Genomic DNA, 22,178 nt, shown 5'->3' on the forward strand with positions numbered 1-22,178 from the left:
CGGCCCACGCTATAAGGTCACCAGTCGTGGCGAGAGGCGCACTGGTCCGGTGGCTGCAGGGTCTCGATGCATCGGAGCTGGGCGAGTTGCTGCGCCGCCGCCCCGACGCCCTCACCGCCCCCGCCCCCGGCGACCTCACGGCGCTCGCCGCGCGCCTGTCCACACGCACCGCGGTCGCCGACGTCGTGGCCACCCTGCCGCTGCCGGCCCTGCAGGTCATCGAGGCCCTGGCCGGCCTCGGCGAGGCGCCGGTCCCGCGGGCCCGGCTGGCCGCGGAGCTGAACCTGGCCCCCGACGACTCCTCCCTGGACGCGACCCTGCGCGTGCTGAGCCAGCGCGCACTCGTGTGGCCCGAGGGCGACGACCTGTGGACCTCGACCGGGCTCGAGCTCGAGCCCACCGCGGAACGAGCGTTCGACCCGATTCCCCCCGCGCCCGCGCTGGGCCCCGCCGACCGGGGCGCCATCCGCACCGCCGCCGGGGAGTCCGCGGCGGCCCTGCTGGACCACGCGGCCGCCCTGCTCGCGGAGGCCGCCGAGCACCCCCTGTCCCGCCAGCGCAACGGCGGCGTGGCGGCGCGCGAACTCGCCCGGCTGGCCGCGGAGCTCGGCCTCGATGAGCCCCTCGTCGCGCATTTCGCGGATGTCGTACTCCAGGCAGGGCTGCTCGCCCCCGAAGGCGCCCACCTGGTGCCGACCACCGCCGCGCTCGCCGACGAACCCGCGCCCGATCGCCTGGCGCGGCTGCTATCCGGCTGGTGGTCGGGCCCGCCCCTGCGCCGGGTCGTGATCCGCGTACTGCACGACCTACCGCCGGACACCGCCGTGCACGGCACCGAGTCCCTGGCGCCCCTTGTGCGCTGGACCGCTCCCCTGCCCGCGCGGGCGGTGACCTCTCCCCCTCCTCTCCACGCGGCGGCCGCTCCTCCGCCTCTGCGCGCGGCGGCCGCTCCTCCGCCTCCGCGCGCGGCGGCCTCTCCCCCTCCTCTGCGTGCGGTGGCCTCTCCCCCTCCTCTCCACGCGGCGGCCTCTCCTCCGCCTCTCCGCGCGGTGCCGTCGGCCTCGGGTTCGCCCTCCTCGCCCGATAGCGCCGTGTCACCGTCCTCGGCTGAGCGCGGGGGGTCGTTCTCTTCGTCCGATCGCCCGGTGTCACCGTCTTCGGCTGGGCGGGCGGGGTCGACGCTTGAGGATGCGGTGAGCGGGGTCGTGGCCGAGGCGACGCTCCTCGGCGTGTGCGTGATGACCGAGCCGGACGTGTTCGCGATCAGCCCGCTGGGCCGCGCGCTGGCCGACGGCCGCCCGATCGCCGAGGTGGCCGAGCGTCTCCTGCCAGCGCCGTCGCTGCGGGTGACACCAGCGGCGAGCGTGCTCGTCTGCGAGGACGTGGCCCTTCTGGACGAGGTGGTCTCGGCCCTCGACCTCGAACGCCTGGCGCCCACGGTCGCCGCCTCCCCCTCACCCGTCCCGTCGCTGCTGGCCGCGCTCCGGGACCTGGGGCACCGGGCCGAGCAGGTGGGCCCGAAGGTCACCGTGCGCCGCCCCGCGCCTGCCCCGCTGGGCACTCGCCGCCCGAAGCCGACCGTGGACCCGGTCGAGCTGGCGCGCCGCCTGGCCGTACCGATGCAGCGAGGCGCCTCGCCCCTCGAACAGATCCGCCATCGAGCCCCGCAACTCCGCCCGGAGCAGGCCCAGCTGCTCGCGGACGCGGTCGAGCACGGCACGCCGGTCTGGATCCGCTACGTGGACGCGAACGGCCGCGCCTCGGAGCGCGTGATCGAGAACGCCGAACTGTCCGGCACGGTCATCGAGGCCTGGTGCCGCCTACGCCGCGACGATCGAGCCTTCACCCTGGACAAGATCGTCGCCGTAGCGCGCCCCCGTCACTAGCCCGAACAGCTGCACGGCCCCGCCGCACCCGAACGCGGCCACTCCGGCGCCAACCACCCCGCGGGCGGACTCCACCCCGTCGCAGGCCCGCACACAGGATCGCCGCACGAGCCCAGCCAAAGCGACCTACCGCCGGGGCCCACAGGGCAGCACGTGGGCCACACGCGGCCCGAACGCGGACGAGCACCCAAGGCCGCGGCAGCCGCGGTTGCGCCGCCCAAGGCCCGGGCGTAGCTGCGCCGCAGCACGAGCCGGACGCGAGCACGCCACAGCACGAACCGGACACGAGCACGCCGCCCACAGGCCGGGCGTGCCCGCGCCGCCGCACAAGCCGGACACGAGCGCGCCGCCCACAGGCCGGGCGTGCCCGCGCCGCCGCACAAGCCGGACACGAGCACGCCGCCCACAGGCCGAGCGTGCCCCCGCCGCAGCACAAGCCGGACACGAGCACGCCGCAGCGCGAACCGGACACGAGCGCCGCCCACGGACCGGGCGTGCCCGCGCCGCCGCACAAGCCGGACACGAGCGCCGCCCACAGGCCGGGCGTGCCCGCGCCGGACACGAGCGCGCCGTCCATAGGCCGGGCGTGCCCCCGCCGCGCCGAGCCGGACACGAGCACGCCATAGCACGAGCCGGACACGAGCGCGCCGCCCACAGGCCGAGCGTGCCCCCGCCGCGCCGCGAGCCGGGCGTGCCTGCGCCACAGCACAAGCCGGACACGAGCACGCCGCCCACAGGCCGAGCGTGCCCCCGCCGCAGCACAGCCGAGCGTGCCTGCGCCGCGGCACAGCCGGGCGTGCCTGCGCCGCGGCGTGAGCTGGGCGTGGCTGCGCCGCGTGCGGGCCGGACGTGAGGCCGGCCCGCGCGGTGCCGTCGAGCCGGAGGTCAGCCCATGTGCGGGTAGCGGTGGTCGGTCGGCGGGACGAAGGTCTCCTTGATCGTGCGCGGGGAGGTCCAGCGCAGCAGGTTGTGCCAGGACCCGGCCTTGTCATTGGTCCCCGAGGCGCGCCCGCCGCCGAACGGCTGCTGCCCCACCACGGCCCCGGTCGGCTTGTCGTTGATGTAGAAGTTGCCGGCCGCGAAGCGCAGGGCGTGCGTGGCCCGGTCGACGGCGGCCCGGTCGGTGGCGAAGATCGACCCCGTCAGCGCGTAGGGCGCCGCGGACTCGGCCTGGGTCACGACCGCGTCGAAGTCGGCGTCGGCGAAGACGTGCACCGCGAGGATCGGGCCGAAGTATTCGGTCGTGAACACCTCGTGCTCCGGATCGGTGCACTCGACGATCGTCGGGCGCACGAAGAAGCCCTCGGAGTCATCGGCAGTGCCACCGGCGACCACTGTGCACGAGGACGAGTTCTTGATCCGGTCGAGCGCCGCGGCGTGCCGGTCGAAGGCGCGCTGGTCGATCACGGCGCCGCCGAAGTTCGTGAAGTCGGTGACGTCGCCGTAGGTGAGGGAGTCCGCGGTCGCCACGAGCTCGTCCTTGATCCGCGACCACAGGCTGGCCGGCACGTAGGCGCGCGAGGCCGCCGAGCACTTCTGCCCCTGGTACTCGAACGCGCCCCGCACCAGCGCCGTGATCAACGCCGCCGGGTCGGCCGACGGGTGGGCGATCACGAAGTCCTTGCCGCCGGTCTCGCCGACGACCCGGGGGTAGGAGCGGTACACGTTCTCGGCGACGGTCCGGTTCAGCTTGCGAAACACCGCGGTCGAGCCGGTGAAGTGAATGCCGGCCAGATCCGGGTCGGCCAGCGCGACCTCGGAGACGGCCAGCCCGTCGCCGGTGACGAGGTTGATCACGCCGGGCGGCAGGCCCGCGGCCTCGAAGAGCCGCATCGTGTAGTGCGCGGCCAGCTGCTGGGTGGGCGAGGGCTTCCAGAGCACCGTGTTGCCCATCAGCGCCGGCGCGGACGGCAGGTTGCCGGCGATCGCGGTGAAGTTGAAGGGCGTGATCGCGTAGACGAACCCCTCCAGCGGGCGGTGGTCGAAACGGTTCCACACGCCGGCCGAGGAGCGGGGCTGGTCGGCGAGGATCTGCTGCCCGAAGTACACATTGAATCGCAGGAAATCGATCAGCTCACAGGCGCTGTCGATCTCGGCCTGGATCGCGGTCTTGGACTGCCCGAGCATCGTGGCGGCGTTGAGTGTGTCCCGCCACGAGCCGCTGAGCAGGTCGGCGGCGCGCAGGAACACGGCTGCGCGCTCAGCGTAGGGCAGGTCCCGCCAGGCGGGGGCGGCGCGCTTGGCCGCGGCCACGGCGCGGGCGGCGTCGTCGGTGGTCGCGTTGTGCGTCACACCCAGCACGTGCCGGTGGCGGTGCGGCTGCACGACGTCGATCGGCTCGCCGGCGGCCATCCGCCGCTCGCCGTCGATCGTCATCGTCAGCTCGTGCCGCTCGCCGGCCAGCTCGTCGAGGCGGCGCTGCAGGCTCGCCCGTTCCGGGGTGTCGGGGGCGTATCCGCGGACCGGCTCGTTTACGGGCTCGGGCACGGTGATCAAGGCATCCATGAGGGTCTCCCACGTCGTCTCGGCAGCGTTGGCGAGGTTTTTCCCATCCTCCCACGCGCTCACGGACCGCTCGAAGTTGTCCACAGGCGGGCTCCAAAAGGAACTCGCGTACGCTGCAGATCGTGGGTGCGAAGCGTGCTGCGGTGGCAGAGCCGGCAGTGGAGACGTGGCGGCCGACGCGTGCGGTGTTCGTGGCCGCGTTCGCGCTCGTGCTGCTGTTCCTGACGCTCTTCTCGGCGTACGGGCACGTCCCCGACGCCGCCGTCGCCGCGCTGGTGCTGCCGGGCGTGCTGACGCCGACGCTGATCGCCGGGGCGGCCGTCGGAGTGCTGGCCGTCGGGCGGTTCGCGGCCGAGGCCGCGCTGCGGGGGCGGCTGCTGTACGGCGCCCTCGGCGGCCTGCCCGTCGGGCTACTCGCGATGGGCGGGATGCTCGCGGCGTACCACTCGGGCCCCTCCGTGGCCTACGTCGCCGTCACGGTGGCCGTCACCGGGGTCCTGGGCGGCCTCATCGCCGCGGCGCGCCCGATCAGCGCGATCGCGGCGGGCGCGGCGGCGGGCGTGCTGGCCTCGGCGATCGGGCTGCTGGCGGCGTACTTCCAGAACGACCTCTCCGACCTCTTCGGCAACCGGGAGACGGTCGGGAGCATGGCCGACGCGGCGTACCGGCTCCAGCTCACGACCTCGATCGTCTCCGGCATCGGGGCCGGCGCCGTGGCCTTCGGCTACCTGCGGCGCACCGGGCTCGCGCTGCCGTGGCCGTCGTACCCGCTGGCCGGAGCCATCCCCGGGCTGCTCACGCTCGCGGCGGCACTGGTCGGCTGGATCGGTGCGCTGCCGCTGTCGCACGCGGTGGCGAAGCAGAGCGAGTTCGACGCGGCGATCATCGCCAATCGTCTCCCCGAGCAGGTCAACCACGGGTTGATCCTGCTGTTCGCGGGCGCGTTCGTGGCGATGATCCTGGTCGGGCGAACCCTCAAACGCGCCTAGCCGACGAGCTGGTCGAGTTCCGAGGGGTCATACCACTCCAGCTCGTGATCTTCGGCGCTGTCCACAGTGAACTGCGCGTCCGGGTCGCCCGCCTCCGCCTCCTCGACCACATCGGCCGCTGCGGCGACGTCGGCCTCGGCGTCGTGCCCGTCCACATGGATCGCGGCCACGGTGCGCAGCGCGATTTTCCCGGAGATCTCGACGGTGCTCGAGCCGAGGTCGAGCCCGTTCATCTTCACCATCGCGCCCGGCAGATCGGCCGAGAGCACGACCCGGCGTCGCGGCGCCTTCGCGTCGTGCCGCAGCAGCCGCAGACCGCTCTGGGCGGCGCGCGTGAAGGCGACGTACTCCAACTCCTCCTCGTCGCCCTCGGCGTACCACTCCCGCAGCGAGGGCGTGACCGCGTGCGCCTCGGTCGGCGGCGGCAGCTCGCCACTCTCTCGCAGCACGGCGAGCTGAGCGAGCGTCGCGGGCAGGTACACGCGCGTGAGGTCCGTCGTCACGCTTCCTTGTACTACACCCTTGCCCCGGATTCGACACGCAGGTCGGGCGTGTCGGACCGATTCGTCGTAACCAGTGCTAAGCGAACGGTGGCAAACTGAGGCGATGGAGCCGCGATTCCTGCTCATGGCCGACGTTGCCGAGCAGTTGAACGTGTCTGCCTCGCAGGTGTACCACATGGTGCGCAGCGGGGAGCTGCCGGCGATCAAGGTCGGCGGACGCGGCCAGTGGCGCATCGAGCGGAGCAAGCTCGAGGAGTACATCGAGCGCAAGTACGCGGAGACGGCCGAGTGGGTGCGCAGCAACCCCCTCGTCGATCCCTCTCCAGACCTCGACTGACCTGCGCCTTTACGCCTTTCTCCACTTTCCATATTTCGCTCGTACTGCCTGAATCGGTCACGGCAACCCCGCGCGCGCGAAAGGACGAATCTCCCCCAACCGTCCATACACCGTCATACTCCCCCACCCCCTCCTTGACGGCATCGCACGGCCTCGATACAACGGTTTCTGGAGGCAAACGAAAGCAAACGCAAGCATCGGGGGGCTTCTCATGACGGTGTCGACCGAGCAACGTCCGGGCCGCGGCGCACACGGTGGGTCCACGGCCACCCGCGGTGGGTCCACAGCCACCCGCGGCGGCAACGGCAGCGCCACCCGCACGACCACGGCCGCCCGCGGCGGCAACGGCAGGTCCGCGCGCATGACTACGCCGGCCCGCGACGGCACCGCCGCTCGAAGAGGCCCCGCGATCCGAGGCAGCGACGCTCCTCCCGGGACGGGGGCGGTCCGAGCGGGTGCCGCTGGTCGTGACGACGGGCCGGCTCGCGACGATGCCGCCCATCTGCGGGCCGGAGCCGCTCAACGGCGCAAGGCCGGCTTGCGAGCCGTCCCGAGCCACGCCCAGTCCGCCGAAACAGCCACCGAATCCGGCCGCGACCCGCACGACGGGGCAGACCGCGAAGACGGTCACGAACGACGGCCGACGCTCAGCGCCGTCCCACGAATAGCCGATCCCCCACCCGCTCGGCGCCGGGCCGGCGATAAGCGCACCAGGCCGAGCCGAAGCCCCGAGGTCCGCGGCCTGCGAAACAGCGCGAGGCCGACGCCGGGCGCCCCCGCCGTCGTCCTGCGCCTGCCCCCGCCGCTGGACCCGCCGATCGTGAATCCGCCGCCCGAGCCGCCGCGCCCCCTCGGCTACACGATGGAGCCACTCCCGTTCGACTGGCCGCCCGGCTCCGCTCCCGCGCCCCGGCCCCCGGTGCGCGTGCCCAGGCTCCCGGCCGTCCCGCCGCAACCCACCGTGCGATCCGACTCGTTTCAGGCCGTCAAGCGCTTCGCCGCCATGTGCGTGGAGATCCTCAACGGCTACCGGCCGCCCAGCCAGCTCCGCCCCCTGGCCCATCCGCAGAAGTTCGGGGACGTCAGCGACCAGGTGCTCCGCCGGACCGTACGCATCCGCATGAACCCCGGCAACGCCGCCCGCAAGGGCGCCCTCGTCCGCGTCCGCCGTGTGCTCGTGGCCGAACCCTTGGCCGGCGTGGCCGAAGGCGTGGTCGTGCTCGAGCACGGCACCTCGAGCTGGGCCATGGCCGTCCGCTTCGAGAAGACCAACCGCCCCAACTTCGGCGTATTCGGCTGGGTCTGCACCCTCGTCCAGGTCCTCTGAGCCACCTCACCCGCGACGGCGAGGCCCGGGCCGCTCCGATCACGGGGCCGAGCGGCCCGGCCCCGTCAACGCTCCCGCCGCTCGTGGCTCCGGGGAGGGACAGCACACGAGCGGCGGCTCCGGAGGACGGTCGTCCCGGATTCGGTGGGCCGGGACGACCCCTCCAAGGCGGCCATCGCGCCCAATCGTGCCGGGGCGCGATGGCCGCCGCCCACCACGCGTACCCCCGGTGTGCTCGGTAGCTCGATGAAGCGGCGGGTGCACTGGGTTCCAACCACCACCAATGGCGCGGCCGCCGCGGGTCGTATGGGCCCGGCCCGCGGCGGCCGCCTGCAACCGAAGACCACCGCGCTGGACGCGGCCGCCGCATTTCCCCCAAGATCTCATGCGGCGGCCGCCCTCCCCTTCAGCGACCGATTTCACTCGTCATGAACAGCTCGACGGCCCGCCGGGCCTTCGTGCACCCAGCTGACCTTCGACACCGGCGAGACACCGCCACGACGAACCCGGCGAACCCCAACCCGCGCGGCGAACCCCACGAGCCCGAACCCGCCGCTCCCGCTCGGCCAGCACTGACGAACCCCAAACCCGCCCGACCAGCACCCACGAACCCCGAACCCCGCCCGACCAGCACCCACGAACCCCGAGCCCTGCCCCGGTCAGCACCACAAACTCCGCGCTCACCCGATCAGCACCCATCAACTCCGCGCTCGCCCGGCAAGCGCCACGGACCCGGAACCCGCCCGGCCAGCGCATGAGCCCCAACGCGGCCGGCGAGCGCTGCGAATCCCAGGCCGGCCCGATGAGCACCACGACGCCAAGCGCCCGGAAACTGCGCATTCGCAACTCGCGGCACAGTGCCAAAGCCAGAGCCGGTGCGAGAACCGCACGAGAGCCGGAGCCCGCGCAAGCACAAGAACGCGCTGCAGCCTGAGCCGCATTCGAGCCAGGGCGGGTCGTCGTCGCAGGGCTGTCCGGCGATCCACGCGCCGAGGTACGCGTCGGCCACGAACAGGACGATCGGCAGAACCCGCGCAAGCAAAAGAGCCGAGCGCCCGAAACCCGCTGAAAAACCCGAGCGCGCGCACGAGCCAGAGCCGAACACCCGAAACTGCAGGAGAGCCTGAGCTCGCGCACGAGTATGAGCTCAGCGGCCGAGTCGGAGTCCGGGTCAGAGCTCTACGCCAGCAGTCGAAGGTGTCGCGACCGAAACATGGGCGAGCAAGAAAACGGGCGCTCCCTGGCGAACCAGGGAGCGCCCGTTTCAGTAGCGCAAGGGGGCCGGGTTAGGCGGGGCCGCCCGGGGCGCCGTGGCAGCGCTTGTACTTCTTGCCCGAGCCGCACGGGCACGGGGCGTTGCGCGACGGACCGTTGCTCGCCGCCGCCTGGCCCGGTGAAGGCTTGCGCGCGCCCGCGTTCGGCGCCGGCGGGCCCGAGCGGCGGGCCGAGGGCGACGGCCGCTGGCCCGCGGCCGAGCCGTTGGCGCCGTTGGCACCGCCGGCGCCGGTGCCGAGGCCGAGGGCCGGGGCCTGCTCCTGCTCGATGACGACCCCGGACTCGCCGGCCGCGCCGTCGATGGCCGGGGCGGAGTACTGCAGGGCGCGCGGCGCGCGGTTGCCGCCGAGGCCCTTCGCGCGGATCTCGACGTGCGGCTCCGGCAGGGGCACGGCGGGAGTCTCGTCGTCCGCCGCCTCGACGGCCACGGGCTCCTCCACCGCCTCCTCGACGTGGACCTCGAGGTTGAAGAGGAAGCCGATCGCCTCCTCCTTGATGCCCTCCTGCATCTGCTGGAACATGTCGAAGCCCTCGCGCTGGTACTCGACCACGGGGTCGCGCTGCGCGTAGGCCCGCAGGGTGATGCCCTCCTGCAGGTAGTCCATCTCGTAGAGGTGCTCGCGCCACTTGCGGTCGATGACGTTGAGCAGCACCTGGCGCTCGAGCTCGCGAACGGCCTCCGCGCCGAGCTCCTCCTCGCGGCGGTCGTACGCGCTGTGGGCGTCCTCGATGAGCTGGACGCGCAGGAACTCGGGGTCGAGCTGGCCGCCCGCCTCCTCCTCGAGGTCCTCGATCGTGACGCCGACGGGGTAGAGCTGCTTGAGGCTGGTCCACAGCTGCTCGAGGTCCCAGTCCTCCGAGGTCTCGCCGAGGGAGGTGGCGCCGACGACGTAGGCGCCGATGACGTCGTCGATCATGTTGCGGACCTGCTCGCTGAGGTCCTCGCCGTCGAGCACGCGCTTGCGCTCGGCGTAGATGACCTTGCGCTGCTTGTTGAGCACCTCGTCGTACTTCAGAACGTTCTTGCGGATCTCCGCGTTCTGCGCCTCGATCTGGGTCTGCGCGCTCTTGATCTGGCGCGTGACCATCTTCGACTCGATCGGCACGTCCTCGGGGATGTTGAACCGGTCCATGACCGCCTCGACCGCGCTGGCGCGGAAGCGGCGCATGAGCTCGTCCTGCAGCGAGAGGTAGAAGCGCGACTCGCCGGGGTCGCCCTGCCGGCCGGAGCGGCCGCGGAGCTGGTTGTCGATGCGGCGGGACTCGTGCCGCTCGGTGCCGAGCACGTAGAGGCCGCCGGCGTCGGTGACCTCCTCGGACTCCTGCTCGACCAGCTTCTCGAACTCGGGCAGGATCTCCGCGAACGCCTTCTCGTACTCCTCCGGCGTCTCCTCCTCGGTGATCCCGCGCTGGCGCAGCTCGGCGTTGGCGAGGTATTCGGCGTTGCCGCCGAGGAGGATGTCGGTGCCACGGCCGGCCATGTTGGTCGCGACCGTCACGGCGCCCTTGCGGCCGGCCTGCGCGACGATCTCCGCCTCCTTGGCGTGGAACTTCGCGTTCAGCACGGCGTGCGGGACACCCTTGCGGCGCAGCAGCTGGGACAGCAGCTCGGACTTCTCGACGGAGACGGTGCCGACGAGGATCGGCTGGCCGAGGCTGTGGCGCTCGACGATGTCCTCGACGACGGCGTTGTACTTCGCCTTCTCCGTCTTGTAGATCACGTCGGGGTGGTCCACGCGGATCATCGAGCGGTGCGTCGGGATGGAGACGACGCCCACGCTGTACACCTTGTTGAACTCGGCGGCCTCCGTCTGCGCCGTTCCGGTCATGCCGGAGAGCTTGGAGTAAAGGCGGAAGAAGTTCTGCAGGGTGATCGAGGCGAGGGTCTGGTTCTCCTGCTTGATCTCGACGCCCTCTTTGGCCTCGATGGCCTGGTGCATGCCCTCGTTGTAGCGCCGGCCGTGCAGGATGCGGCCGGTGAACTCGTCGACGATGAGGACCTCGCCCTCGTTGACGACGTAGTCCTTGTCGCGCTTGTAGAGCTCCTTGGCCTTGATCGCGTTGTTGAGGTATCCGACCAGGGGCGTGTTCACCGACTCGTACAGGTTGTCGATGCCCAGCTGGTCCTCGACCTTGGCGACGCCGCGCTCGGTGACGGAGATGGTCCGCTTCGACTCGTCGACGTCGTAGTCGGCCTCGCCCTCCTTGCCCCGCTTGAGGCGGTTCACCACGCGGGCGAACTCCTGATACCACCGGGCGGACTGCTCGGCCGGGCCGGCGATGATCAGCGGGGTGCGGGCCTCGTCGATGAGGATCGAGTCGACCTCGTCGACGATCGCGAAGTTGTGGCCCCGCTGCACGAGCTCGTCGCGCGACCAGGCCATGTTGTCGCGCAGGTAGTCGAAGCCGAACTCGTTGTTCGTGCCGTAGGTGATGTCGCACTCGTACGCGGCCTTGTGCGCGCTGGAGGGCTGGTTGGGCAGCACCGTGCCGACGGTGAGGCCGAGGAAGCGGTGGACCCGCCCCATCCACTCGGCGTCGCGCTGGGCCAGGTAGTCGTTGGTGGTGACGACGTGCACGCCCTTGCCGGACAGCGCGTTGAGGTAGGCCGGGAGCACACAGGTGAGGGTCTTGCCCTCACCGGTCTTCATCTCGGCGATGTTGCCGTAGTGCAGGGCCGCGCCGCCCATGATCTGCACGTCGTAGTGGCGCTGGCCGAGCACCCGGGAGGCCGCCTCGCGCGCGACCGCGAACGCCTCCGGCAGGATGTCGTCCAGCGTCTGACCGTCGGCGAGCCGCTCCTTGAACTGCTCGGTCATGCCGGCGAGCTCTTCGTCGGTCAGGTCGGCATACTCGTCCTCCAGCGAGTTGACGGCGTCGGCGACGGCCTTCAACCTGCGCACCATCCGGCCCTCGCCGGCGCGGAGGATCTTCTCGAAAATCGACACGGGTCAGCGCTCCCTCAAACGTCTGCGACCCATCGTAGGCGGCTTTCTCGCCAACCTGCCGCCCCCGCCCGGCTACTCTTCGGACAGTAGCCCCCAAAACCGGACAAATCACCCGAGGTACCGCGGAAATATCCGTCTGAGGGCGCCGGACGTACGGCAGGATCGGCGTTCATGGACCCGATCGAACTCGCCACCGGTGACGGGCTCGTCCTGCGCGCCTGGCAGCCCGAGGACGCCGAGGACGTCTACCAGGCATGCCAGGACCCGCTCATCCAGCGCTGGACCATGGTGCCCGTCCCTTACCTCCGCGAGCACGCCGAGGACTTCACCGGCGCGGTCACCCGGACGGCGTGGGCGACCCAGACCTCCGCCCCGCTGGGGGTCTTCGACGCCCGCTCGGGTGAACTGCTCGCCTCGTCCGGGCTGGTCGTGCTGGACAAGGCGGGCGGCCACGGGGAGCTCGGCACCTGGGTGGCGCCGTGGGCGCGGGGCCGCCGGGTGGCCGAGCGGGCCGGGCGCGCGGTCGCGCACTGGGCGTTCGAGGTGCTCGGCCTGCGCCGGCTGACCTGGCGCGCCGAGGTGGGCAACCACGCCTCCAAGCTCACCGCCGAGCGGATCGGGTTCACCTTCGACGGGGTCGCGCGGGCCGCGCTGCGCACCCGCGGGGGCGGCCTCGTCGACGGCTGGCACGGCGTGCTGCTACCCGGCGAGGTCTGCGATACGCCGCCGGCCTGGGTGGCGCCCGGCGGCCCGGGCGCGCGGCGGGCCCGGGCACTCAGCCACCCGCCCGGGCGCCTGCCGGCCGGCCCGTGCACGCTGCGCCTCCTGCGCGAGAGCGACCTGGACGACGTCGTGGCCACCTTCCGCGACCCGGGCACCGTGCAGTGGACCTCGATCCCGCTGGACTACCGCCCCGAGCAGGGCCTGGACTTCATCACCCACGCGTACCCGGCGATGTGGCTGCGCGGCACCGGCGTCGGCTTCGCGTTCGCCGACGGCGACGACCGCTTCGCCGGCACCGTCGACCTGCGCATCAGCGCGCTGGACCCGGTGACGGCCGAGGTCGGGTACTCCGCGGCGCCCTGGGCGCGCGGGAAGGGCTACACCACTGAGGCGGTGCGGGCCGCGTGCGGATACGGTTTCGAGCGGCTGGCGCTGGGCCGTATCGTGTGGCGCGCGCACGTGGGCAACGACGCGTCCCGCCGGGTGGCGGAGAAGGTGGGGTTCAAGGTGGAGGGCGTGCAGCGCGACAGTTGCGTCCAGCGCGGCGAGCGCGTCGACGGCTGGGTGGCCACGCTGCTGCCGAGGGACCTCTCGTGAGCGTCGAGCTGCGCATGTGGCGCCCCGAGGACGCCGAGGCCATCGTCGCCGCCGTCGACGACCCCACGACGCGGCGGTACCTGCCCATGCTCTCGGTCCCGTACACCCACGCGGACGCGCTGAGCTTCATCGAGCGCGGCGCCAACGAGCGCGCGGTGATCGACGGGGCCACCGGCGAGGTGCTCGGCTGCATCGGGTTCATCCCGCGCGGCCCCGGCGTCGCCTCGGTCGGTTACTGGGTCACCCCGGCGGCGCGCGGGCGCGGGGTCGCCTCGGCCGCGCTCGGCCGGCTGAGCCAGGAGCTCTTCAAGGGCGAGTTCCATCGGCTGTACCTCGAGATCGAGGCCGAGAACATCGCCAGTCAGCGGGTCGCGGTGGCGGCCGGCTTCGTCCGCGAGGGCGTCGCGCGCGGGGGCGGGCGGCGGCCGGACGGCTCGCGGTTCGACATGGTGGTCTGGGCGCGGCTCGACGACGATCCGGCCGGCCCGAGCCCGCGGGCGCTGCCCGACCTGCCCGGGGGCCGCCTCACCGACGGCGTGGTGACCCTGCGCCCCCTGGTGCCGGCCGACGCCGAGCCGACGTACACCTTGCGGATCCGGCCCGACGTGAGCGGAAGGTCCGTCGCCGCCGCCCCGCTGGACCTGGCCGTGGTCGAGCGCCAATGCGCCGAGTCCGCCTCGAAGTGGCTCGCCGGGCAGCGGGCCGAGCTCACCATTCGCCGGGCGTCCGACGAGGAGTACCTCGGCGAGATCGCGCTGTTCTACTCCGAGCCCGCGCTGCGGGAGGCGATGATCGGGTACGGCCTCACGCCCGAGGCGCGCGGCCACGGGTACGCCTCGCGGGCCGCCCGCCTGGTCACCGACTGGGGCTTCGAGATCGGCATGGCCCGCATGGTCGCCGGCACCGCCGTGGACAACGTGGCCTCCCAGCGCGTATTGGAGGCGGCCGGGTACCACCGCGAGGCGCTCCAGCTCGCCCGGCTCCCCGGACCCGACGGGGGGCGAATCGACAACGTCGCGTTCGCCAAGGTGCGCCCGTCGGACACCTGAACGTCACGTGACGTTGCCGTGCGGCCTCTTTCGTAACATCTATGCGCCGTCGTGCAGTGATTTCCGGGGTGGGTGCCGCCGCCGGTGCGGCCGTGCTGCCCGCCGCCCTCGTGAGCCCCGCCTACGCCGTCGACACGGCCTCGAACACCGCTTCGAACACCGCCTCGGCCACCGCGGCCGACCGTGACCGTCACCGCCCGGCCCACCCGCTGGTCATCGGCCACCGCGGCGCCAGCGGCCACCGCCCCGAGCACACGCTGGCCTCCTACCGCCTCGCCATCGACCTCGGCGCCGACTACATCGAGCCCGACCTCGTGCCGACCAAGGACGGCCAGCTCGTCGCCCGGCACGAGAACGAGATCGGCGGCACCACGGACGTCTCGACGAAGCCGCAGTTCGCCTCGCGCAAGACCACCAAGACGATCGACGGCCTGACGGTGACCGGCTGGTTCACCGAGGACTTCACGCTCGCCGAGCTCAAGACCCTGCGCGCGGTCGAGCGGCTGCCCTCGGTGCGCCCGCACAACACCATCTACGACGGCCTGTTCCAGGTGCCCACGTTCCAGGAGGTCATCGACCTCGCCCGCGCGGAGAGCAAGCGCGTCGGGCGCACAATCGGCGTGTACCCCGAGACGAAGCACCCGACCTACTTCAACTCGATCGGCCTCGCGCTGGAGCCGCTGGTCGCCCGGGTCCTCAAGCGCAACGGCCTCGCCGGGCGCACGGCCGCCGTGTTCCTGCAGTCGTTCGAGCCGACGAGCATCAAGAAGCTGCGCGGTCTCGTGGACACCCCATCGGTCGTACTGCTCGATGCCACCGGGCAGCCCTTCGACTTCCGCACCAGCGGCGACCCCCGCACCTGGGCCGACCTCGCCAAGCCCGCGGGCCTGGACTACCTCAAGGCGTTCACGGACGGCGTCGGCGCCACGAAGAACCTCGTCGTCGCCCGCGACTCGGCCGGCAACCTGCTGGCGCCCACGCCGCTGGTCGCCGACGCGCACGCGCGCGGCCTGAAGGTGCACGCGTGGACGTTTCGCAACGAGAACCAGTTCCTGCCGCTGAACCTGCGCACCGGCGACGACCCCAACGCCTGGGGCAACGTCATCGAGGAGATCGGGGTCTTCCTGGCCGCGGGCCTCGACGGGCTCTTCGCCGACTACGCGGACACGGCGGCACTGGCCCGCGACCTGCACCTGCGCCCGCAGGCCACGACCCGCTGAGCCGCCCGGCCCCGCCGCCGCGCTCGGATCGCACACCGCTTGCACACCGCGCCGGCGGCCGGCGCGGACGACGGCGCCGGCCCGCGAAAAGCCGCTCCGGCCTGCCACAAGCCCATGGCCGCCCGTCGCGCGGCGGCCGGGGCGGACGAAAAGCGCCGGCCCGCGAAAGCCGCGGGCCGGCGGTGCAGGGTTGGACAACCGGCCCCGGCGGGACGCCCGGGGCAGCGGGGGCCCGCCGGGGCACGGTCGTGCTCGGTGTGATGCTCGACGACGGTCCGGCGTCGAGCCCGACACAGGTGTTCGGCGTGGGGCTCCGGCTACATGCCGAGGCTCATGACGCCGTAGTCGTACGCACGGCGGCGGTAGACCACGCTCGGGCGCCCCGATTCCTTGTCGTTGAACAGGTAGAAGTCGTGGCCGAGCAACTCCATGTGGAACAACGCATCGTCCACGGTCATCGGCTCGCCGGGGTGTTCTTTCTCGCGCACGATGTGCCACGGCTGGTCGTCGGCATCCTCGATGAGCTCGAAGCCCTCGGTACGCTCGGCCTGGACCGGTGTTTCGGCCCGGGTGGCGAGCGCGGTCGCGGTGTGCCGCTCGGGTGGCGTGAATGCGAGTGACGCGGTCGCGGCGGCGACGGACACCGGCGCGTGCCGGCCCCGGTGCACTCGCCGCCGATCTGCGGCGCGGCTCAGCCGGCTGTCAAGCTTGCTGATCGCGGCGTCCAGGGCGCTGTAGAAGTCGGCGGCGCAGGCCTCCGCTCGGATCACCGGACCACGCGAGTAGCACGTGATCTCGACTCGCTGGCAGTGATCGGATTGGCGCGGATTGCGCTCGTGAAACAACTCGACGTCGACGCGGATGAGCTTGTGGTCGTAGCGCTCGATCTTCTGCAGCTTGTCTGCCACGTGCTGCCGGTAGTGATCGGGCACCTCGACGTTGCGGCCCTTGACGACGATGTCCACTCCTGACCTCCCCCACGGGTTCTTCCAAAGCATCGGGTTCGGGTTTCGGTATCAAGACTCGGCCGGAAACGCGCCTCCCCAGAGGCTGAGCCCACGCGGCACGCGACCGAACAGCGGGTGTCAGGTCCTCCCTTCGCGGCCTTCTCGCCGCGGCTCGCCGGGAGCGCCGCCGTGGCAAGCATTGGTCGTCTCTCGACGTTAAACCGAGGACAGCCGCTAGTCACCCCCCGTTCAAAAGAACGATCAGTTCCCGGCCCGAAACCCACCCCGAGGGATTACCCCACGCTACGCGCGAAGTAACATTAGGTATAAATCGACCAAATCACGTGATCCATTGCTGACGTAGCGTAGTGCCGCGTTCCGTCCACCCGGCCCGCCGAAGTCCACTCGGCAAGGCCGGAAGGCCCCGAATCCCGGCCCACGGCCCGAATCCCGGCTCACGGCCGAACCTGCCGCGTCCCGCCCCGCGCGGGGCCGAGCATCGGGTCCCGCGCCGCTTGGCCGTCGCCTCGCTCGCCCGTCGCCCAGCCGGCACCTCGCCGCGCCGCGCCGCGTTCGGCGCCGACACGCCGGGTCCCGTCCCGCTGGGTAGCGGCGAGCACGGCCGCCCCGTCGACCCGCACCCCCGCCGCGGCAAGCCGGTCCGCCGCCGCGGCCAGCGTCACGCCGGTGGTGACGATGTCGTCGAGGAGTACGACGGCGGCGCCCTCCCGGTTCACCAGAGCCCGCAGCGCCGCCGCCGGCCGGGCCCGCACCGCGAACGCGTGCCGGGCCGCCATCGCGCGCCGGGCGGCCGAGAGCTCCGTAGAGTCGTCGGGCCGAGGCAGCGCCCTCAACGGCCGCGCGATCGCGACGCCGGGCCGCCCCCGCGCCGCCGCCCGGGCCAGGCGAAGCATGTGATCGCCGTGCCGCCGCCGCACGGCCGCCGCCGTGGCGGGGACGGGCACGAGGACGACCGGCCCACCGGCCGCGGCCCGATCCACCACGCGGCCGAGCTGAGCCCCGAGCACCCCGCTCAACTCGTGGCGATTCTTCTCCTTGTACTGCACGATCGCCCGCCGCACCGACCCCGCGTACGCCGCGAGCGCGAAGGTCACCGGCATCCCCTCCGGCGACGGATCCGGCGAGGTCCGCTGCGGCCGGGCGCTCTGCATCGCCGAACGGCACCGCTCGCACAACGCCCGCACCGAGGGCTCGTCGCACCCCGCGCACGTTGCCGGCAGCACCAGGTCGAGCAGCGACTCCGCCAGCCCACGCAGCCCCCGCATCACCGCCCGGTCCGCCCCACGTGATCCCGCCCGGTCCGGCCTACGTGGTCCCGCCCGGTCCGCCCCACGTGGTCCCGCCCGGTCCGGCCTACGTCGTCCGGCCCGGTCCGGCCTACGTCGTCCCGCCCGGTCCGCCCCACGTCGTCCCGCCCGGTCCGCTCTACCTCGTCCCGCCCGCCCGCGATCCGCTCCGGCCCGCAACGAACTCGCCCAACCACGCCGAGCCCCGCCACAGGCCGGTTCAGTCCGCGAAGAAGGGGGCGGTCACCAGCGCGGGAGGATTCGGCTCGGGCGTCACCGGGATGGGGTCGTTGCTGGTGGAGTACATGCGCTGGGCCACCCCGTTCGCCTCGGAGACGATCGAGTAGTCCAGCGGGAAGCCGGGACGGTTCACGCGCGTCACCAGCTCGGTGACCTCCGTCGCCGCGTCCGTCGTGCGCGAGAAGGCCGGCAGCGGCTCCTCCTGCGCCCCGTCGATGGTGACGGCCACGATGTTGTACCGCGGGCCGTCGTTGCCCACGCCGATCGGGTGCACCGACCGGGGAGACGGCTTGCCGCCCACCGCCAGCGTCGTCTCCGTGAGCCAGCCGACCGCCTGGTTGTCGCCGAGCGACGTGGTCACCGGCTGCACCGTGCCGATGCTGAACTTGTTGCCGTCCTTGTCGTAGAGCAGCGGCGCGACCATGAGCTGGCGGTTGGAGATGAACGCGATGCGCCGGCCCTCGGGCGCCACCGCGAAGGCCGTGATCGCCGCGCTCGACGTCGCGCCGAGCTCCACGGGGTCGTACTCCTTGTTGCCCTCCTCCGTGCGGCTCACCCACAGCTGGTTGCCATCGGCGATCATCAGGCGCTTGACCGGATAGCTGATCCAGGCCGGCCGGCTCAGCCGCGGCGCGGCGAGGCCGACGTCGGCGTATTTGGGCGCACTGCCCACCGACTGGTCCGGCATGGAGACGAGCAGGTGCTGCTCACTCTTGCCGCCGGTCTGGGACTTGGTCACGAGCGCCGCCCGGCTGCCCTGCCGGTTGATCGCCGCCGACACGACCCCCTTGTTCTGACCGCCGGGCATGAACAGCGGGTTTTCGGTCGTGCCCGAGCTCAGGGTCATGCTGCGCACGGCCTCGTTGACGATCACGTAGACCTTGCTCTGATCCACCGTCGCCGCCTCGACCGCGGGGTTGTAGTCGACATACCCCTCCGTGTCCACCCCGAAGTCCTGGGTCTCGATGGCCAGCTTCACCGGCTTGTGGTCGGGCAGCGACCAGCGGATCTGCCGCGCGAGCCGGATCAGGTCCTCCTTGCTCTGCCCGGCCGCCTTGCCGCTGAGGTTCACCTTGACGTCGGAGTCCTCGAGGACGGGGTTGTCCTTGACCTCGAACGCGTCGGCCCACTTGTTCACCACGGGCGACAGCAGCTGTCCCGGGCCGCGCTGCAGCCACCGCATCGTCTCGGCCACCTGCTTGGCCGGCGACAGCGAGCTCGGCATGTATCGCAGATCCGGCACCAGCCGCGGGCTGTCGCCCCCGTTGCTCCAGAAGTAGATGGGCTGCTGCGTATACCACTCCCGCAGGCCCGACTCGCTCATGTAGATGTAGTCGGTCGGCACGTCCTGCAGCCGGCGCTGGCCGCCGACCAGGACGGTGGAGAAGTTCGCCGTCGGCAGCGTGCCGCTCGTCCAGCGGGTGACCTGGCCGCTCTCGTTCAGCACGCCCAGCGGCGTCAGCTTCACCTCGGCGGTGTCGCGGCCGTTGCCGTTGGGGACCGGCTCGATGTGCGGGTCCCGCACGATGACCACGCCGCCCGATTTCTGCGGCTTCCAGGCCTCGGCCGTCGCGGTGACCATGAACCCCTTCATCCGGATCAGCGCCTCCTGGTTGGCGTCCGGCTCGCCGCCGTCACCGCCCAGGTTGGCCCCGACCGACGCCTGCAGGAACCGCTCGATCAGCTGCTCCGAGGTCATCCCGTCGGTGGGCTTCGGCGGCGTCTTCTGGCCGCCCTGGGCCGCGGCCGGGCTCTGCGCCGGGCCCGCGTATCTCGGCTCGGTCTGCGACGGCAGCCCGCACCCGCCGCCGAGCACGGCGAACGCGGCGAGCGTCGCCACCATGGCCAGCCCCCGCCGCAGCCGGGCGGTCACGGCGGTCCGGGGAGCCGGGAAAGGGCGCAACGAGCGGGTCACGGGGTCTCGCCGATCAGCGCGGCCTCGTCGGCGCGGGCGTCGTCCGGCACCAGCCGCAGCGGCGAGGAGACCAGCCGGTCCCCGCTGCGGGCCGGCAGCGTGAGGCGGAACTGGGCGCCCTTGCCGGCCGCGCCCCAGGCCTCCAGCCAGCCCCCGTGCAGGCGGGCGTCCTCGAGGCTGATGGACAGGCCGAGGCCGGTCCCACCCGTCTGCCGGGCGCGCGAGGGGTCGGCGCGCCAGAACCGGTTGAACACCAGCTTCTCCTCCCCCGGCTTGAGCCCGACGCCGTGGTCGCGGACGGTCACGGCGACGGCCGAGCTGTCGGCGGCCAGGGTGACCACGACCGGCTTGCCCTCGCCGTGCTCGACCGCGTTGCCGACGAGGTTGCGCAGCACGCGCTCGACGCGGCGCGGGTCGACCTCGGCGATGACCTCACCGTCGGGCACGACGACCTTCAGCTCGACCTTGCACCGCTCGGCGAGCGACAGGAGCTGGTCGGTGACCCGCCGCACGACGGGGACCAGGTCGGTGGGCTCGGCGTCCAGCGCGGCGAACCCGGCGTCGAACCGGCTGATCTCCAGCAGGTCGGTGAGCAGGCCCTCGAACCGGTCGAGCTCGGCCTGCAACAGCTCCGCGCTGCGGGCCGCGGCCGGGTCGAACTCGTCGCGCGAGGCGAAGAGCAGGTCGGCCGCCATCCGTACGGTCGTCAGCGGCGTCCGCAGCTCGTGCGACACGTCGGAGGTGAACCGCCGCTGCAGCCGGGACATCTCCTCCAGCCGCACGATCTGGCGCTGGAGGTTGGCGGCCATCTGGTTGAACGCGGCGGCGAGCCGCGCCAGATCGTCCTCCCCGCGCACGACCATGCGCTGATCGAGCAGGCCGGCCGAGAGCCGCTGGGCGGTGCGCGCGGCCACCCGCACGGGCGTGACGACGAGCCGGGTCATCATGGCCGCGATGAGGGCGAGCAGCGCGACGAGCGCGATGCCGGTCCCGGTCACGACGGCGCCCGTGAACCGGACGAGCTCGTCCTCGTTGTCCAGGGGAATCACGTAGTACAGCTCGATCGGCACTGACCCCACCGCGACGGGGGTGCCCATCACGAGGTATTTCTGCGAGCCGTCGCCGATGTTGAGCGTGGCGATCTGCTCGTAGGTGCCGCCCTTCGACCCGACCACGAGCGACCGCAGGCCTTTGACCTGCGGGTCGTTCATCACGTCCTTGTCGCGGGTGGGCGGCCAGGAGGCGGCCAGCGGCCCGCTGCGGCGCAGCATGACGACCTCGGCCTTCTGGTTGTTGATCGACCCGTAGAGCTGGGTGACGACGTTCTTCACGCTCGGCGGCAGGCCGGGGTCGTCGGGCTGGGTGAAGCCCGCGAGCTCGCGCATCGCGTAGGCGGCGCCGCTGTCGATCATCGTCTTGGACTGCTCGAGCTTGCTGTCCAGCACGCCGTTGCTGATCAGCGACGCGACCGTGTAGCTGAAGGCCAGCACGAGCGCGGCGGAGAGCGACAGCGTGATGCCGACGACCCGGAACTGCAACGAGCGGCGCCACTGCCGGCGGGCGACGGCCCAGAGCCGCCGCAGCCGCCGGCTCATGGCCTGCGGGACGAGCCGCCGGGGTCGCAGACGGCGGGCTCGCACGATGATGGGGTCGATGCGCACCACGGACGGCCTAGCCGGTCCCGGCCTTGTAGCCGACGCCGCGCACGGTCAGGATGATCTCCGGCTTCTCGGGATCCGGCTCGATCTTGGCCCGCAGGCGCTGCACGTGGACGTTGACCAGGCGCGTGTCGGCCGCGTGGCGGTAGCCCCAGACCTGCTCGAGCAGCACCTCGCGGGTGAACACCTGCCGCGGCTTGCGGGCGAGCGCGACCAGCAGGTCGAACTCGAGCGGGGTGAGCTTGACCTCCTCGCCGTCGCGCATCACGGTGTGCGCGGGCACGTCGATGGTGATCTGGTTCCCGGGCGGCCCTATGGTCAGCAGCTCCGGCGCCACGTCCTCGCCCCGGCGCAGCCGCGCGCGCATGCGGGCGACGAGCTCCTTGGGCTTGAACGGCTTCATCACGTAGTCGTCGGCACCCGACTCCAGGCCCAGCACCACGTCGACCGTGTCGCTCTTGGCGGTGAGCATCACGATCGGCACGCCCGACTCGGCCCGGATGGACCGGCACACGTCGATCCCGCTCATCCCGGGAAGCATGAGGTCGAGCAGCACGATGTCGGGGCGGGTGTCCCGGAAAGCGGCAAGAGCGCGCTCACCGTCTGCGACGAAGGACGGCAGGAAGCCCTCGCTGCGCAGGACGATGCCGAGCATCTCGGCGAGGGCGGGGTCGTCGTCGACCACCAGGACACGGGCTCTCATGCGGTCCAATATTTCACCTCGACGCCCGAAGTTGGGAACCCGATCGCCG

At 72.3% G+C, this 22,178-nt stretch carries 14 protein-coding genes and 2 pseudogenes; 7 read left to right on the forward strand and 9 right to left on the reverse strand.

Annotation, left to right across the window (positions count from 1 at the left end; genetic code table 11):
* Positions 1-26: 26 nt before the first annotated feature.
* Positions 27-1,886: a hypothetical protein gene (locus ACQP1P_RS42920; RefSeq protein ID WP_433080374.1), complete on the forward strand. Its 1,860-nt coding sequence runs from the start codon at positions 27-29 to the stop codon at positions 1,884-1,886.
* Positions 1,887-2,771: 885 nt separating this feature from the next.
* Here ACQP1P_RS42920 and pruA read toward each other — a convergent pair.
* Complete coding sequence (pruA, locus tag ACQP1P_RS42925; protein WP_433080376.1) at positions 2,772-4,391, reverse strand: L-glutamate gamma-semialdehyde dehydrogenase; 1,620 nt, start codon at positions 4,389-4,391, stop codon at positions 2,772-2,774.
* A gap of 143 nt (positions 4,392-4,534) precedes the next feature.
* Here pruA and ACQP1P_RS42930 point away from each other — a divergent pair, with 143 nt between their 5' ends.
* Positions 4,535-5,380: a hypothetical protein gene (locus ACQP1P_RS42930; RefSeq protein ID WP_433080378.1), complete on the forward strand. Its 846-nt coding sequence runs from the start codon at positions 4,535-4,537 to the stop codon at positions 5,378-5,380.
* Here the strand turns inward: ACQP1P_RS42930 and ACQP1P_RS42935 are convergent.
* On the reverse strand, positions 5,377-5,883 hold the full coding sequence (locus ACQP1P_RS42935; protein WP_433080380.1) for a DUF6912 family protein: 507 nt from the start codon (positions 5,881-5,883) through the stop codon (positions 5,377-5,379). The two genes, ACQP1P_RS42930 and ACQP1P_RS42935, sit on opposite strands and share 4 nt — an antisense overlap.
* A gap of 103 nt (positions 5,884-5,986) precedes the next feature.
* On the opposite strand from ACQP1P_RS42935, the gene ACQP1P_RS42940 reads away from it, so the two are divergent.
* Entirely contained in the window at positions 5,987-6,220 is a 234-nt protein-coding gene (locus ACQP1P_RS42940; protein ID WP_350612106.1) for a helix-turn-helix domain-containing protein, read from the forward strand.
* Between the two features lie 961 nt (positions 6,221-7,181).
* A complete protein-coding gene (locus tag ACQP1P_RS42945; protein ID WP_433080382.1) occupies positions 7,182-7,547 on the forward strand; it encodes an Rv3235 family protein in 366 nt (121 codons plus the stop codon).
* Positions 7,548-8,833: 1,286 nt separating this feature from the next.
* On the opposite strand, the pseudogene ACQP1P_RS42950 reads toward ACQP1P_RS42945, so the two are convergent.
* A pseudogene (locus ACQP1P_RS42950) lies at positions 8,834-8,971 on the reverse strand (SEC-C metal-binding domain-containing protein); the annotation flags it as partial.
* 128 nt (positions 8,972-9,099) lie between these two features.
* A pseudogene (secA, locus tag ACQP1P_RS42955) lies at positions 9,100-11,770 on the reverse strand (preprotein translocase subunit SecA); the annotation flags it as partial.
* Between the two features lie 171 nt (positions 11,771-11,941).
* On the opposite strand from secA, the gene ACQP1P_RS42960 reads away from it, so the two are divergent.
* The 3 genes from ACQP1P_RS42960 to ACQP1P_RS42970 are packed head-to-tail and all read left to right on the forward strand — an operon-like array spanning position 11,942 to position 15,359.
* On the forward strand, positions 11,942-13,090 hold the full coding sequence (locus tag ACQP1P_RS42960) for a GNAT family N-acetyltransferase (RefSeq protein WP_433080384.1): 1,149 nt from the start codon (positions 11,942-11,944) through the stop codon (positions 13,088-13,090).
* A complete protein-coding gene (locus tag ACQP1P_RS42965; RefSeq protein ID WP_433080386.1) occupies positions 13,087-14,139 on the forward strand; it encodes a GNAT family N-acetyltransferase in 1,053 nt (350 codons plus the stop codon). The genes ACQP1P_RS42960 and ACQP1P_RS42965 overlap by 4 nt, the downstream gene beginning before the upstream one ends.
* Before the next feature lie 41 nt (positions 14,140-14,180).
* Positions 14,181-15,359, forward strand: a complete 1,179-nt coding sequence (locus ACQP1P_RS42970) for a glycerophosphodiester phosphodiesterase (RefSeq protein WP_433080388.1) — start codon at positions 14,181-14,183, stop codon at positions 15,357-15,359.
* 317 nt (positions 15,360-15,676) lie between these two features.
* Here ACQP1P_RS42970 and hpf read toward each other — a convergent pair whose 3' ends face one another.
* The 5 genes from hpf to mtrA form a co-directional block, all read right to left on the reverse strand.
* On the reverse strand, positions 15,677-16,324 hold the full coding sequence (hpf, locus tag ACQP1P_RS42975) for a ribosome hibernation-promoting factor, HPF/YfiA family (protein ID WP_433080390.1): 648 nt from the start codon (positions 16,322-16,324) through the stop codon (positions 15,677-15,679).
* Positions 16,325-16,761: 437 nt separating this feature from the next.
* Positions 16,762-17,592 carry a ComF family protein gene (locus ACQP1P_RS42980; RefSeq protein ID WP_433080392.1) on the reverse strand — a complete coding sequence of 277 codons (831 nt, stop codon included), beginning with the start codon at positions 17,590-17,592 and terminating at the stop codon, positions 16,762-16,764.
* A 241-nt stretch (positions 17,593-17,833) separates the two neighbouring features.
* Positions 17,834-19,768, reverse strand: a complete 1,935-nt coding sequence (locus tag ACQP1P_RS42985) for an LpqB family beta-propeller domain-containing protein (protein ID WP_433080394.1) — start codon at positions 19,766-19,768, stop codon at positions 17,834-17,836.
* Positions 19,765-21,363, reverse strand: a complete 1,599-nt coding sequence (mtrB, locus tag ACQP1P_RS42990; protein ID WP_433090368.1) for an MtrAB system histidine kinase MtrB — start codon at positions 21,361-21,363, stop codon at positions 19,765-19,767. The genes ACQP1P_RS42985 and mtrB overlap by 4 nt, the downstream gene beginning before the upstream one ends.
* A 76-nt stretch (positions 21,364-21,439) precedes the next feature.
* The gene (gene mtrA / locus ACQP1P_RS42995) at positions 21,440-22,129 is read right to left on the reverse strand and encodes an MtrAB system response regulator MtrA (protein ID WP_223098678.1); all 690 of its coding nucleotides are present in this window, start codon (positions 22,127-22,129) and stop codon (positions 21,440-21,442) included.
* Between the last annotated feature and the right edge of the window lie 49 nt (positions 22,130-22,178).

The organism is Dactylosporangium sp. CA-052675, assembly GCF_050947935.1.
In the GTDB taxonomy this organism is placed as follows: domain Bacteria; phylum Actinomycetota; class Actinomycetes; order Mycobacteriales; family Micromonosporaceae; genus Dactylosporangium.